Source organism: Lacrimispora sp., assembly GCF_031982545.1.
In the GTDB taxonomy this organism is placed as follows: domain Bacteria; phylum Bacillota; class Clostridia; order Lachnospirales; family Lachnospiraceae; genus Lacrimispora.
In genome coordinates this window covers 217,374-233,076 of the sequence record NZ_DALYXB010000004.1, presented here as the reverse complement: position 1 = coordinate 233,076, position 15,703 = coordinate 217,374, and the positions used below count along the sequence as shown (strand labels likewise).

Genomic DNA, 15,703 nt, shown 5'->3' with positions numbered 1-15,703 from the left:
TAAATCCTTTCTTTTTGCTTTACTGATAATTGTCATAAACCTTTGCCATCATATCTGCGAGGACAGCTTCATCCTGGGGAACAATACATCCCATGCGCATCATTTCGCCAAGTGCGTATGTAACAGTGGACAGAACCTGCTCTCTGGTAAAGCCAAGGTCTTTCATGGAAGGAATTCCGATTCTGCGGTTGAAAGAGCGTACTGCATCTGCAAGTTTTGTGGGAAGCTCTTCAACAGAAGTAATCTCCAGTTCAAATATTTCCGCTACTTTTCCATAAATTTCAGGCCTTGCTGCAGCTACCAGTTCAATTACAGACGGAGTTACAAGAGCGCAGCCGATACCATGAGGAATATGTAATCTGGCTCCCAGTGCGTGCGCCATGGCATGTCCCACATTTACCTGGGAATCCTGGAATGCGATACCTGCAAAGTTGCTGGCAATGGCCAAATGATAACGAGCCTCTTTGCAGTTCGGGTCGTTTACAGCCACAGGAAGCCAATTGTAGATTCGCTCCATGCTGCTCAGCGCTAATGTGTCGGAATGGGGATTTGGCATTACGTTGCAGAGACATTCGTTGCAGTGGGAAAATGCATCCATGCCAGTGTAGGCAGTGATTGTTTTACCCAGTCCCAGTGTTAAGTCAGGATCTACGATAGCAGCGTTTGCCCACACGATACAGCCACATTTCTGGTGTGTTTCTGTATCAGTAATAACAGCTACAAAAGTGGATTCTGAACCGGTTCCTGAGGTAGTTGGTATCATAATCGTTTTCAGGGCAGGTGCTAATATAAGTGGATTTGTCGGATCGAAATGGATCATTTTTTTAATAGTAACGCTTTTCTTATTGGTAACATATAAGGCAATGCCTTTGGCCGTATCAAGACTGGAGCCGCCGCCACAGCCGATCACTGCGTCTGCACCAACGCTTTCTGCAAGCTCGGCACCTTCCATAACGGTAGTATCCGGGGCATCCATTTTTACTCCGTCAAAAATGCTGACTTTAATTCCACTCTGCAAAAGGCTGTCCATGACTCTCCCCGGAATTCCTGTCTCTGCAATTGCTTTTTCAGTTACCAGGAGTACATTGGTCATTCCTAATTCTTTTGCTATGGCACCTGTGTTGTTTACTTCCCCTGGTCCGAAATAAACCGGGCATAATTGTGAATATCTTGACATTGTGGCATCTCCTTATTAAGATAGTAGTAGAAAATGTTTGTTACTATAATAACAATCTCTCTGTAATCAGTGTAGCAATTATAATGAGTGCCTACAATGGCACAGATTATGAAAATTTTAACAAAGTATTGTTGTTATAAGATAGACGGCGTTTGTTTAAGAATGACAAACGCCGTCTGTGCGATTTGTTGATATTTTACAACCGTTCGCGCAGAAAGTATGGTAAAATTTATGGATGCATCACATTTGTTTACCAGGCGAAAAAGAAAGGCGATGACGATTTATGATGACTGATTCTGAAACTGGAAAAAATACCGATGATTTTATTAATAAACTACTTGATGCCTCCAACAGCAGTCATAGTATACAGCTGTTGCTGGATATCGGTTATCAGGAACTGGGCAATCCTGTGTTGCTGGTTGATGTTGCTCTTTGCTTTGTTGCACAGACCGGAGGTGGTCTGATCACGGATGAACCGCTTTGGGACTGGACTCTTTCCAAAGGCTATGTGACGGAGGAATACGTGAAGTATATCTTAAACGGTGATAATTCCCAGTATGACCCCGGTGAGGAGTGGTCGACCGGTGACTCCAGATTCATCTGGCAGGAAGGACTCCTTCACCACAGGCAGCTGGTTGGAAAGGTTAACAGAAACGGAATTCCCATTGGCTATCTGAAGCTTCTGGAATACAACAAGCCGATAACGGATGAAGATGTAAATAAGCTGAATATTCTTTGCAAATTTCTTGCAATCTGTATGAATTCCTCCATGGGAACGTCAGACCAGGAAGATTCACTGATCGATACGCTCCTGACTTCCATGCTCACCCAGCGTCTGTATGACAAATATGCCATTGAGGAAAGAGTGAATCACTTTGGCTTAAAGCTTTATGAATATCTGTCGGTAATTGTACTGGGTACCCGTGGACTCATGACCGATAAGATTTATTTTATAAAGAAAAAAATGAAGAATTTTTTAAATCGGGAGACAGTTATTACATTGAAAGGAAATCTGATTATTCTTTATGATTGCAAAACAAAGGAACCGTTTTCTGAAAATGAACTGATTAATCTGGAAAAATTATGCGCCGATTTTGATATTAAAGCGGGCATAAGCAATTCCTTTAAAGAGATTTATAAATTCGAATCGTTTTATCACCAGGCGCTCACTGCACTGGAACTCAGTACGGAAACTCATCATAATGAGCGGGTAGCCTTTTATGATGAGTTCTGCATTCATCATATGGTCAGCCTGTTTTCGGAGCATAGTGATCCAGTGGTTTTAATCCATCCTGCGATAAAATTTTTAAAAGAGCATGACATGGAATACAGCAGTGAATTGTGCCCCACGTTAAAGGAGTATTTAAAAAACAATCAGGATTTATCCCTGACTTCGTCGGCGCTGCATATTCATTACAATACGCTGAAATACCGGATTAACAAGATTATTGAACTTACAGATCTTAGCTTTTCTGATAAAACAATTTTTCGTCTGCATCTGTCGTTTATCGTATTTGATTATCTGACTGAAACAGGAAAATCAAATCTATTGAAATAAAAGCAGGAGCAGGCTGAATACGGGGGGAAATATGTTACGTTTTGTTTTTCGTTATTATAGTAAATATAAAAAAGATATAATTCTGGCACTATTGCTATCCTTACTTAATTCTGTCATGACAGTGATGTGTTCACAGTTTTTAAAAGATGTAATTAAGGGCACTCTGGCAGGAAAAAGCGGTTTCCTTACAGGAAAGATTGCTCAAATACTTTGTCTGACTCTGATTTGGGTTACGGTAATCTACAGCTCTAAATTGGTTACTGGAAGATTAAGTATTCAGATGACCAGCAGGTTAAGGCAGGATGTGATGGAAAAGATAATGAATATGCGTTATGATTATCTTATGAGTCAGCAGAAGGGCACTTTTTTAAATAAACTGAATGAAGATATCTCCGATGTCAGCAGATACTTTGAGCAGCTTTTGTTTTCTGTTATTTTAAACGGAATCAGCGTTTTGGTGATTCTGGTTTATTTATTTGCGACTGACTGGAAGCTCACTCTTATATCTATGATCTGGATTCCATTTACCACCATACTTTATCATAACTTTTTAAACGGTATTGCTCGTTTTACCATAGAAAAGAAGAAACAGCAGGATGCACTTACCGCTAAAACCCAGGAACTGTTTGAATGCTATGAGACAGAGAAAAGCTATAATTTACAGGAGATAAATTTATCTGAAATTGATACTAATATCGTTCAGGTTTATCAGGCTGATTTAAAACGGCAGAAAAAAGAGGCTATGACAAATGCTTTCAGCTCTATGATTCGCTGCCTGCCTGTTTTGTTTTGCAGTATATTTGCAGCTGGCATGGTGATAAAGGGAGCATTAACTGCGGAAAACTTTATTTCTTTTCTTGTCCTGCTGGGGTTCATTTCATCGCCCATCAGCAATTTTACCTCAGTATTAGTGGAACTGAATAAAGCAGGAGTCAGTGCAGACCGGTTACGCAGACTGTTAGAGGCACCGGAAGAAAGCAGAGGAGGCGATATAACAAGCCTTCCTTTTTCTGACCCGGTGATACAATTTCAGGATATCTGTTTTTCTTATGATGGTTTAAATCCTATTTTAAATAATCTGACATTTGAATTGAAAAAAGGAGAGCGGATTGCATTTGTGGGAGGTTCCGGAAGCGGAAAGACAACGTTAATGAATCTGATACTGGGACTATTTGAGCCTCAGAAAGGGAATTACTTCCTTTATGGAACTCAGGTTAAAGATCTGGATATAAAACTGGTGCGGGGGTGCTTCTCCATCGTTTCTCAGGAGACTTTTTTATTTCCGGATACCATTGAACAAAACTTATTGTACGGAAACCGCAGTGCAACCAGAGCAGAGATAGAAAAAGCGGTAGGAGACGCAGGGCTTGCTTCTTTCATCGAAAGCCTGCCTGAGGGGTATGATACCATACTGGAAGAGAATGGGGTCAATCTGTCGGGAGGGCAGAGGCAGAGATTTGCCATTGCAAGGGCTCTTCTTAGAAACAGTGAAGTAATTATATTTGATGAACCAACTTCGGCTCTTGATCCAAAATCAGAAAAGGAAATCATGGAATTAATCGAAAGGTCATTAAGTTCCAAAACCATTATCTCCGTTGCTCACAAGCTGAATACAGTTCTGGACTATGACAGGATTTATCTGATGGACCACGGGAATTTGAAAGAGCAGGGAAGTCACCAGGAACTGCTTGGGAAAAAAGGACTTTATTATCAATTATTTCACAGCCAGAATGGTATGGGGAGGGAGTTGGTATGAAACATTATCTGTCTCAAATAAAAGCGGCTCTGGACTATCTGGGCAATGAAAAGAGACTCTATCTGGTTTTTCTTCTTTCCCTTGGATTTGGATATTCAGGAATGGCCATTGCAATTTCTCTGATACCACAGGTGCTCATTGATGCTTCTGTCAGTGGGAACTATGAACATATGACGGGAAAACTGCTCCTTTATACCGGACTGTTCTTTCTGTCCTTTGTAACTTCAATCCTGTCCCAATACATATACAGACGATGTGTTCTCCGCTTCCAGGCGGGGCTCAGAAGAAACGTGATGGAAAAGAAAGCCAGGCTGCCAGTTTCCTATTTTGAAAACAGCCACAGTGGAGAGTTTCTTTCACAGATGATCTATGATATAAATAAGGCGGAAGAACTTTACCGGTCTAAATACAAAGAAGCGTTTAATCCCATAGTTGCTCTGATTACCAGTGTAATTCCCATGTTTCTGCTGGATCATACTTTGACGATGTTGTTGCTTTTTATTTCCCTCCTTTGCGTTTTGGCCAATGCTGCTTTCTCAGAACGGGTAAAAATGGCCGGTCGTCTAACCGCTGGTGCAAGTGCAAAGCTGTCAGAACGGTCAACCGACATTTTATCCGGAATACTGACCATTAAGGAATACCAGTTAAATGAGGTTCTATCTGGTAAATTTCGTACTACAAATGAAGAATATGCAGGGAATGCCCTTAACAGGGAGAAAATTGGTGCATTTTTAGAGGCTATGAACAGTGGTTTTACTGTATTATGCAGCATTGTATTTCTCGTTGCCGGATCGGTTATGGTACAGTCGGGGAAGACAACCTATGGTACTCTGGTGGCACTTATGAATCTGGAATCCAGTATTATCTGGGCGGCCTTATCGGCAGGAAAGAGATTCCCGGAACTTTTTGATAATATTGCAAGCCTGGAACGCATTCAATCCTTTTTAAATATGGAGGAAGAAGTAATCCGTGTACCAGACCGGCTGGAGGAGAATCAAAATCAGAGCTTTATTGAGTTTAGAAATGTGGATTTTAGCTATAAAAACAACAGAGAAGTACTGAATCATTTCAATATGCAGATTTACCAGAATGAGGTGGCTGTCATAACCGGCAGGTCGGGCTGCGGTAAATCAACCATTTTTAAATTATTGCTGGGATTTTATAATACGGATAAGGGTTATATAGCAATAAATGGAAAGAGTCTGGAGGAATACGGAGCAAATGCACTCCGTCAGATGATTGCATATATCCCACAGCGGCCATTTCTGTTCTATGGCACCATTGAAAAAAACATACGTTACGGCAACCCACAAGCGTCCTTTGAACAGATTGTTAAGGCGGCGAAGGCAGCCTGTGCCCATGATTTCATTATGGAACTGCCTGGGGGATACGATTACGTTGTCGGAGATAAAGGAAGTAAATTATCTTTTGGACAACGGCAGCGGATAGCTATTGCCAGGGCATTTTTAAAAGATGCTCCCATTATTCTGTTTGATGAAGCGACATCTGGATTGGATTATGAGTCAGAACGGCTGGTATTACAGGCGGCAGAACAATTGATAGAGAATAAAACAGCCCTCATTATCTCCCATCGGGAATCCGGTGTAAGGTTATGCAATAGAAAAATTGAAATCTCATAAGTAAGATGAAGTCAGAATAAAATGGAGGTATTATGAATAAGAAAATTTTACTCACGATAATTACAGTATCATGCCTGGCAGCTGGCTGCGGAAAAGCGGCTTCGCCGGACCGCTTACAGGAAACAGAAAGTTCGTCTGTAAAAGACACTCAGGATATAACCATATCCGTACAGTCATCTCAGGAGAGCAAGCCTTCTGAAACTATCATTGCAGAAAAAGAAACAGACTATATGGAATATTTTAAAAAGAACTGGATCAGAAATACAGACAGCAGCTTCCCTGAAAATGGAGGTATCACGTTTGTGATTTCCGGTATTTACAACGGTAAACTCAGGGGAGAGATTACAGCGGTGAGCGGCAGTCCTTCTTATAACATCGACAATTCTCAATTTGAAGGAATCGTCGATGGAGATACAGCAGAGTGCGTACTTGTAAATGATACAAGGGGAAATGAGGGGACATTGAAACTCACATTTAAGTCCCCCAGGGAAATGAATGCAGAAATTGCAATTACTAAGAAATCGGAAGATACGGTAATGACGATTCCTGAAGGTAAGTTTGACTTTTCTCCAAATAACCTGAAAAACATAGAAGGTTTTGAACCAATTGAGAATCAATCCTTTATGGTCGATCTGGATTCATGGGGGAAAGTTAAATTTGTATCCGGAAAGTTAACTCAGGGTGACCATGTACCTGTCGTATTTTATCTGACCAATGAAGAAGGGGATATTTTCTACGAATTTACCAACGGCTTTCCTTACAGTGTTGATGTAGAAGCAGTTTCATTTAAAGATTTAAATAATGATGGGTTAAAGGACATTATTACAATCGTTTCCGATCAGTACGACGGAGGAAGCGGCCAGTTAATCGCTGAAGTCTGCTTTCAGCAAAAGGATGGTACCTTTATAACAAATTATGAGCTCAGTCAGGAAATCAATGATACCGGAAACAATAAAGATATTAAAACTGTTACCAGTTATATCCTGAACAAAAAATAAGAAAATTCAGAAACAAGTATTGACAAAATAATTAATAGTGTATATAGTTAACTGTGTTAGCTAATTAAAATAAAACAAGAAGGTGACGAAATGGATTATTCAAGCCTGGCCCGTGAATATATGCAGATCATGCACCAGATGCGTAATATGAATGGGCAGAAGAAGATACATGATTCCATGCATGGCGAGAATTTTATGCTCTTTTATATCTCTAAGCGTCAGGGCGGTATTATTCCAAGTGAAATCAGCAATGAAATGGGAATCACCTCTGCCAGAATCGCTGCAGCACTGAATAGTCTGGAGGCAAAAGGCCTGATTACCCGGAGAATTGACACAGAGGATCGGAGAAGAATTCTCGTAGATCTGACAGAAGCAGGAAGAAAACAGACGAAGAAACATTCTGATATGATTTTGAATATTACAAGAAGCATGCTGGAGTATCTGGGAGAAGCGGATGCGACGGAGTTAATCCGGATCATGAAGAAGCTTGCAGAAAGAAATCCCCAGGAGTTTAATTAATATGCGGCCGATTAATCGGCTGCATATTTTACTAAAATTAACTAATACTATTAGTATATAACGAAGTTAGTAAAGAGGAGGATCATACATGATAAAATTACTGAGACGCTTGAAAAAGGCAGAATGGATACAGGTTTTTGCCAGTCTGATATTTATTATTGCTCAGGTCTGGCTTGATTTGAAGCTCCCGGACTATATGTCAGAAATTACCAGGCTGACACAGGTTCCAGGTAGTGAGATGGCAGACATATGGGTGGCAGGAGCAAAAATGTTAGTTTGTGCTTTAGGCAGCCTGGTTTCTGCAGTAGCGGTCGGTTTCTTTGCCGCCAGAATTGCAGCTTCTTTTTCCCAGAGACTCAGAAGTCTTTTGTTCTCAAAAGTAGACTCTTTCTCCATGGAAGAAATTAACCGCTTTTCTACTGACAGTTTAATTACACGCTCCACCAATGATATTACCCAGGTGCAGATGCTTATTACCATGGGGCTCCAGATGCTTATTAAGGCTCCCATCATGGTGGTTTGGGCGATTACAAAAATTGCAGGAAAAGGATATGAGTGGACTGTGGCAACGGGTGTCGCAGTCGGAATTATGGTTGTGGTGATTGGAACAATTATGATGTTCATTATGCCCAAATTTAAAAAAATGCAGTCATTGACGGACAATTTAAACCGGGTTACAAGAGAGAATTTAACCGGTTTACGGGTAGTGAGAGCGTATAATGCAGAGCATTACCAGGAAAAAAAATTTGAACAGGCCAATCAGGAATTGACTGCCACCCAGTTATATACCAACCGTGGCATGGCAATTATGATGCCTATGATGACTACATTAATGAGCGGATTGTCTCTGGCAATTTACTGGATTGGAGCTAATTTAATTAACGCCGCCCAGGCCATGGACCGGCTGACTATATTCTCCAACATGGTGGTATTTTCATCTTATGCGGTTCAGGTAATCATGTCCTTTATGATGCTGGTAATGATTTTTATCCTTCTTCCAAGAGCATCCGTCTCTGCAAAACGTATTAATGAGGTACTTGAAACAAAGCCGGTTATTATCGACGGAGATAAAAAAGATGGGGAGATGGGGATTGAGGGAACCATTGAATTTAAAAATGTCAGCTTTCAATATCCGGGAGCTGCCGACTGTGTTTTGGAAAACATTAGTTTTCAGGCAGGCAGAGGGGAGACTGTGGCATTTATCGGCTCTACCGGAAGCGGAAAAAGCACGCTGATCAGTCTGATTCCCAGGTTTTATGATGCAACAGAAGGCGAGATTCTGGTCGATGGTGTGAATGTAAAGGATTATACACAGGAGGCTCTTCATAATAAGATTGGATATGTACCCCAGAAAGCAGTAATGTTTCGGGGGACAGTAAGCAGCAATGTGGCATTTGGTGATAATGGAAAGAAGAAACCACTGCCAGAAGAGATTAAATCCGCGGTAAGGACTGCTCAGGGCAGTGAATTTGTGGAGAACATGGAACATCAGTATGAGGCGGAGATCGCACAGGGTGGAACCAATGTATCAGGAGGACAGAAACAGCGTCTTGCCATTGCCCGGGCAGTCTGCCGAAAACCGGAGATTTATATTTTTGATGACAGCTTTTCTGCACTGGACTATAAAACTGACCGTGTGTTACGAACTGCTCTTAAAAAGGAATCCGGGGGAGCCACCAGTCTGATTGTTGCACAGAGAATTGGTACAATCATGGATGCAGATCAGATCATTGTTCTTGATGAAGGAAAGATAGTTGGAAAAGGAACACACAGAGAGTTGCTTCAAACCTGCAGTGTTTACAGGGAAATCGCAATGTCACAGCTTAGTCAGGAGGAATTAATATCATGAGTGAACAACAAGGAAAAAAGAATTCCCATACAGGCCCAATGTCAGGCGGCCCCATGGGAAAGGGATCTATGGGGCAGGTTGTGGAAAAACCCAAAAACTTTAATACTACGATGACAAAGCTGCTGGCGTACTGCAAACAATATCTTCCCGCCATCATCTTTGCTCTGGCTGCGGCTGCGGCCGGAACCATATTACAGATTATTGGACCGGATCAATTAAAAAATTTAACAAATGAAATCATGAAAGGGCTTCCTGCCATGGTAAATGGAGCGCCTGTTCTGGGAACCATTGACATGAATGCCGTTTTAAACATTGGGCGGACGCTGGCGGTGTTTTACGCAGTTTCTCTACTGTTAAACTATATCCAGAGTCTGGTTATGGCAACCATTACACAGGTTATCTCGAAAAAGATGAGGACAGATATCTCCCAGAAGATGAACCGCCTGCCTTTGAAGTACTTTGATTCCGTAAGCATTGGAGATGTATTAAGCCGTGTGACCAATGATGTGGATGCCATCGGACAGACATTAAATCAAAGTGTTGGAACCTTAATTTCTGCTATTACCATGCTGGCTGGTTCTTTGATCATGATGTTTTATAACAGCTGGATTCTTGCGTTGACTGCGGTAGGTTCCAGCGTAATAGGTTTTAGTTTCATGATGATTATCATGAAACAGTCACAGAAATACTTTAAACAACAGCAGACAGAATTAGGTCATATTAATGGGCTGATTGAGGAAGTTTATACCGGTCATAATGTTGTTAAGGTGTATAATGGCAGCAGGGAAGCAAAAGATGCTTTTGAAAACAGCAACCGCAGTTTATACAGCAGTGCATGGAAATCACAGTTTCTTTCAGGACTTATGATGCCTCTGATGAACTTTGTGGGGAACTTTGGCTATGTTGCTGTCTGTGTGGTTGGTGCGGCTCTTGCTATGAAAGGAACCATTACCTTTGGTGTGATTGTGGCATTTATGTTGTATATCCGTTTATTTACCCAGCCGTTATCCCAGATCGCTCAGGCTATGAATAATCTTCAGAGGACAGCTGCAGCAAGTGAACGCGTTTTTGAATTCCTTGATGAAGAGGAACTTGAGAATGAATCTGAGAAAAAGAATATTTTAACTGATGTAAAAGGAACTGTGGAATTTAAAAATGTCAGATTTGGTTACACACCCAATAAGCCGGTAATCAACAACTTTTCTGCAAAAATTGACGCAGGACAGAAGGTGGCTATCGTTGGTCCTACGGGAGCCGGAAAGACTACCATGGTCAATCTGCTTATGAGATTTTATGAAACGGATGGAGGAAAAATCCTGATTGACGGGGTACCGGTAAATCAGGTACCAAGAGAGAATGTGCATGCACAGTTTAGCATGGTATTACAGGATACCTGGATTTTTGAAGGAACCATACGGGAAAATATCATTTACAGCAAGCAGGGGGTGACAGAGGACGATGTGATTAATGCCTGCAAAACAGTAGGTCTGCATCATTTTATTATGACATTACCCAAGGGTTATGATACAATATTAAATGATAAGGCCAGTCTATCAGAGGGCCAGAAGCAGCTGATTACCATTGCAAGAGCCATGATACAAAACGCACCTTTATTAATCCTTGATGAGGCCACAAGCTCGGTTGATACCCGTACAGAACGTATGGTTCAGACGGCTATGGATCAGCTTACAAAAGGAAGAACGTCCTTTGTGATTGCACACCGGCTATCAACGATAAAAAATGCAGATTTAATTCTGGTTATGAAGGATGGTGATATTATCGAAAGCGGAAGCCATGAGGAACTGCTTTTAAAGAACGGATTTTATGCACAGCTTTATAACAGTCAGTTTGAGGCAGCTTAATAAAAATACTATAGTAAATACGGAGGCAGAATATGAAGTTTTGTTGGACGACCATTCATGTAAAATCGTTAGAAGAATCAATCCGGTTTTACCACAACATCATTGGTCTTGGCATTGTAAGTCAATTTGAGGCAGGACCCCACATGAAAATCGCGATGCTTGGCGAGCCAGGCAATGCGCTCATTGAATTAATTGAACAGAACGGTATACTCCAGGAGAGCAAAGGGATATCAATTGGGTTTGAAGTTCCATCGATTGAAGAAGCAATGGCACAGATAAAGCAGAATCAGATAGAAATTAAAAGCGGACCCTTTTCACCAGCACCTTCCACCACTTTCTTTTTTGTGGAAGATCCCAATGGTCTGGAAGTGCAGATTGTGCAGCATGGATAGAGCTATGTGATTGTTTTTGAACAAGGAGAAGGCTATGAACAGAGGCGTGGTTGTGACAGGGTGAGCTCACGGAATAGGAAAACAAATATATTCTGATTTTATCAGTGCAGGAGATCAGGGCATTTTAAACCCGATTCATATAGCTGAATAACAAAGGAACCATGACACAGTGTTGTCATGGTTCCTTTGTTATAATAAAAGAAAATGAAAGATGAGGTTTAAATATGTCTGGTGTTTATGAAAAATGTCCTGTATTGGAAAACGGAAATTTTTTGCTTCGGTTTGTTGAGCATGGAGATGTTCCCTTTCTTTTTCGTGTTTACAGTGATAAAAATTCCTTGCCGTTTTTTAATAATGATAATTGTCACGGCGATGATTTTTATTATAGTTCATATAAACGTATGGAAGAGGCAGTAAATTACTGGTTTGATGAATATGATAGAAAAGGCTTTGTACGTTGGTCCGTTATTTCGAAGAAGATGGGTGAAGTGATTGGAACCATAGAGGTTTTTCAAAGAAGATCCAGTGATTATTTTAATCAGTGCGGTTTATTAAGAATAGATCTAAGAAGCGATTATGAAACGGAAAACTGTATTGAAAATTTAATATCCATATTAATCTCACCTATCTATGAATTATTTGAATGCCGGATGATTGCGACAAAAGCGGTCCCTCAGGCGGCAGAAAGAAGGAAAGCACTGGAAAATATGAATTTTCAACTGACAGATCAAAAACTGGTTGGATATGACGGAACAGAATATGAAAATTATTGGATTCTTTTAAAATAAAATTATTGAATCCCCTTTGCTTTTTTTCTCATTATCAGTATAATAAAAGTACCTTTCAAAAAAGGAAAATACTTTTAAACCGCCAAAAAAAGGAAAAGGAGCTGATCGTATGAGAATAGAAATTTGGTCCGATTTTGTCTGCCCCTTCTGCTATATGGGCAAAACCAAGTTTGAAATGGCATTAAGCAAGTTTGAGCACAAAGATGAAGTAGAAGTCGTATATAGAAGTTTTGAACTAAACATGTCAGGCGAATCTGTGAAGGGCAAAGACATTCATCAGGTTATCGCAGATAAGTACCACATCAGCTATGAGGAGGCAAAACGTAATAATGATATGATTGTGAAAGCAGCAGCTGAAGTCGGACTTCATTACCGTTTTGATTTATTAAAGCTAAATAGTACAGAATTGGCTCATGAAATAATTCAGTATGCAAAGCCAAAGGGAAAAGCGAACGAACTGGTGAAACTTTTCTTCCAGGGGTATTTTGAAGAAGGAATGGACATCGGCGACAGGGATGCTCTTTTAAAACTGGCTGAAGAGGCTGGTCTTGATATTCCTGATTTAACAATACATCTAAATGGTGATCAGCTCAAGTCAGAGGTGAAGAAGGAAGAAGAAATGGCTCAAAAATTAAAAATCAATGCAGTTCCGTATTTTTTAATTAATAATTGGTACGCAGTCTCTGGTGCTCAAAATCCTGATACATTTCTTCACGCACTACAGGAAGCATATGAATCGGAAAAATAATATGATATACAGTTAATAAAAAAACTGCCGTTATAAACCGCCTTAAATCCGGTATAAACGGCAGTTTCACTATTCAGATCTTGTTATGCGGGTTGGTATAAAGCTTTCTAAAATCACCCGGGGTTAAATTAATATATTTTTTAAAAAAGCGTTGATAGCTTTGAACATTATTATAACCAACCTTTTCCGATATCTCACCCAAAGTCAAAGAAGTATTACTCAGATAATCCTTACTCTTATTTATCCGTACACCATTAAGGTAATCTGTTAAAGTAAAACCGGTTCTGGAACGGAAAATTCTGCTCAAATAGGAATAACTAATATCCAGGTTATCTGCCACGTCGGTAATATTCATATCAATCATATAGTTTTCGTCCAGATATTTTTTTGCCTGCTCACAATAGTTGTTTTCTTTGGAGTCGCTGTTCTTATATTGATTGCTTACTGAAACTAACATCTTTCTAATAAATTCCATTAAATCTGCCAGGGTTCTCATATCATTTAATTCATGTATAAGATTGATTTCCAGTAATTTACTAAAATGTAATTCATGATCCAGGTCAACTAAAATACGAGTACAGATCTCTTTTACTTCAAATACATTTTGCAGTGAGTTTAATTTTGTATATAATTGTTCGTACAAGTTATCAACTTCCGCTTCATTCTGGCAGACAATGTTTCTGATAAAAGCAGCATTCATGTTAAGCAGTGTATTATAAAGGTCATCAATGTCGTCATATTTAACCAAGTGTTCCTCTGTTATAATTTCATTTTTAAATTGAAAGAAATAAGCATTTAATATTAAATCAATACAGATTTGATATTGAGGGATTATTTCCTCCACATTGCTTATTGGCCGGCTGATGGCAAAATATGCATTTTGATCAGTTAACTTTATGACTGTATCAGTAATTATTTTTCTTGTCTGCATTAGGCTTTCTTTTTCATTACCAACGTATAACAGAACTAGATTATTCTCTTTAATCTCGGTTAATATGCCCTTCATTGAGGATTGAAGGTAGGTTCGCAGCACTTCCTGTAAATTCATGCGGAATAGCATCTCTTCATTGATTGAAATGGCTTTATTTGCAACGTTAATTTTTAATACCAGCATTTCACAAAGACCATCCCCATTTTCATCAAACAGAAATGGATGATCCTGCAGAAAATCCTCCTGACACTGATAATGTTCCAGATAATTACGAAAACGGAAGGTTTTACTTATCTCGTCAAATTGCTTTAGATTAAGCTTTGCTTTTGAGTTAAAGGTATTCATTTCAAAAAAAACCTGTTTCAGCATATTAATTTCATCATAAACATTCTCATTTTGAAAGTTATTTAAATTATCAGTAATTTCCATATAAAGTGCATTGACAGGCTGATACAGATTTTTGGCCATATATACCGATATAATCAATAAGAAAAGCAGTAGTCCGATACATATGAGCAGAATGTATTTTCCTAAATATTGAGATTCATGATAAGAATCATGTAACGGATAGGAGGTAACAATGTAAATTCCGAAATCAAGATTTTTCATGAAATAAATGCGGTTATTCCGAGTTACATAATTCACCCCGTTTTTCATGGTACCGGCGGGAAGACTTATGAGATTTTCCGGGTCTGTATAGCTGCAGTTCCCCTCGATCAACTGCCCGTTAGTGTCCAGAAAGAAGAATTCCTGATTATCATTCTGCAGATCATAGGAAGCTGCGATCTCATCATAAAGTCTGTCAATGCTGATATTCGCTGCCAGGTAAAAATCTGGTTTACCTTTGATTACATAAGTGAAAACCAGTTGATTAAACTCACTGTATAAAGTGTTAAATTTATCTAACAGAACTTTATTCTCAAAAGCATACCGGAGTGGGAGTTGTTGTACACTATAGAGGTTTTCATCAGTGTCCTTCAGCCAGCTGGTATCATAAAATTCATCTAAATTGTATTTTCCGGATTTTGAATTATAAATTTTCCGGGTTTTTTCATCATAAAAATAGACGGAAAAAATCAGATGGTATTTCTCAGTCATAGAGGACAGGCGTTTTATAATCATGGATAAATCGGTGGTATAATCAACGGAATATGTATAGGTACTGTATTTTTGTTCTCTTGATTCAGTAGCAACTTCCAGCTTTATGGTTTTCAGCCTCTGGCTGATACCGGACACGATTTCATTAAAAATAATTGACTTTTCCTGCTGGAATTTTTGCCGGGCCTGGTGGGATATCATACCATACCAGACAATTCCTAAGATACATATGGGGATCAGTATGAGAAATGTATTGGATAAAATTATTTTGTATAAGTAACGAGGAAAGCCTTTCCACTTTTTTCTTTTATGTTCAAAACCCGCTTTTTTTATCATAAAAGTTTCCCCCACAGAGCTGCATGAATTAATTAATAAATTTTATCTCAA

At 39.5% G+C, this 15,703-nt stretch carries 12 protein-coding genes; 10 read left to right on the top strand and 2 right to left on the bottom strand.

Annotated elements, in window-relative coordinates; all coding sequences use genetic code 11:
* Positions 1 to 19: 19 nt before the first annotated feature.
* Positions 20 to 1,177 carry an iron-containing alcohol dehydrogenase gene (locus ABS301_RS08710; RefSeq protein WP_349671850.1) on the bottom strand — a complete coding sequence of 386 codons (1,158 nt, stop codon included), beginning with the start codon at positions 1,175 to 1,177 and terminating at the stop codon, positions 20 to 22.
* A 283-nt stretch (positions 1,178 to 1,460) separates the two neighbouring features.
* Here ABS301_RS08710 and ABS301_RS08705 point away from each other — a divergent pair, with 283 nt between their 5' ends.
* The 10 genes from ABS301_RS08705 (at position 1,461) to ABS301_RS08660 (ending at position 13,287) form a co-directional block, all read left to right on the top strand.
* On the top strand, positions 1,461 to 2,735 hold the full coding sequence (locus ABS301_RS08705) for a PucR family transcriptional regulator (RefSeq protein ID WP_349671849.1): 1,275 nt from the start codon (positions 1,461 to 1,463) through the stop codon (positions 2,733 to 2,735).
* A gap of 31 nt (positions 2,736 to 2,766) precedes the next feature.
* Entirely contained in the window at positions 2,767 to 4,491 is a 1,725-nt protein-coding gene (locus ABS301_RS08700; protein ID WP_349671848.1) for an ABC transporter ATP-binding protein, read from the top strand.
* Positions 4,488 to 6,131: an ABC transporter ATP-binding protein gene (locus ABS301_RS08695; RefSeq protein WP_349671847.1), complete on the top strand. Its 1,644-nt coding sequence runs from the start codon at positions 4,488 to 4,490 to the stop codon at positions 6,129 to 6,131. Before ABS301_RS08700 ends, ABS301_RS08695 begins: the two co-directional genes overlap by 4 nt.
* A gap of 32 nt (positions 6,132 to 6,163) precedes the next feature.
* On the top strand, positions 6,164 to 7,129 hold the full coding sequence (locus ABS301_RS08690; RefSeq protein ID WP_349671846.1) for a hypothetical protein: 966 nt from the start codon (positions 6,164 to 6,166) through the stop codon (positions 7,127 to 7,129).
* 90 nt (positions 7,130 to 7,219) lie between these two features.
* The gene (locus tag ABS301_RS08685) at positions 7,220 to 7,648 is read left to right on the top strand and encodes a MarR family winged helix-turn-helix transcriptional regulator (protein ID WP_349671845.1); all 429 of its coding nucleotides are present in this window, start codon (positions 7,220 to 7,222) and stop codon (positions 7,646 to 7,648) included.
* An 88-nt stretch (positions 7,649 to 7,736) separates the two neighbouring features.
* Positions 7,737 to 9,497: an ABC transporter ATP-binding protein gene (locus ABS301_RS08680; protein ID WP_349671844.1), complete on the top strand. Its 1,761-nt coding sequence runs from the start codon at positions 7,737 to 7,739 to the stop codon at positions 9,495 to 9,497.
* Positions 9,494 to 11,359 (top strand): ABC transporter ATP-binding protein, encoded by a 1,866-nt coding sequence (locus tag ABS301_RS08675; protein WP_349671843.1) that lies wholly within the window; start codon positions 9,494 to 9,496, stop codon positions 11,357 to 11,359. Before ABS301_RS08680 ends, ABS301_RS08675 begins: the two co-directional genes overlap by 4 nt.
* 32 nt (positions 11,360 to 11,391) lie before the next feature.
* Complete coding sequence (locus tag ABS301_RS08670; protein ID WP_349671842.1) at positions 11,392 to 11,751, top strand: VOC family protein; 360 nt, start codon at positions 11,392 to 11,394, stop codon at positions 11,749 to 11,751.
* A 224-nt stretch (positions 11,752 to 11,975) separates the two neighbouring features.
* Positions 11,976 to 12,539, top strand: a complete 564-nt coding sequence (locus ABS301_RS08665; protein ID WP_349671841.1) for a GNAT family N-acetyltransferase — start codon at positions 11,976 to 11,978, stop codon at positions 12,537 to 12,539.
* A gap of 109 nt (positions 12,540 to 12,648) precedes the next feature.
* Positions 12,649 to 13,287 (top strand): DsbA family oxidoreductase, encoded by a 639-nt coding sequence (locus tag ABS301_RS08660; protein ID WP_502877957.1) that lies wholly within the window; start codon positions 12,649 to 12,651, stop codon positions 13,285 to 13,287.
* A gap of 73 nt (positions 13,288 to 13,360) precedes the next feature.
* Here ABS301_RS08660 and ABS301_RS08655 read toward each other — a convergent pair whose 3' ends face one another.
* Positions 13,361 to 15,652, bottom strand: coding sequence for a helix-turn-helix domain-containing protein (locus ABS301_RS08655; protein ID WP_349671840.1), 2,292 nt, complete (start codon positions 15,650 to 15,652; stop codon positions 13,361 to 13,363).
* Between the last annotated feature and the right edge of the window lie 51 nt (positions 15,653 to 15,703).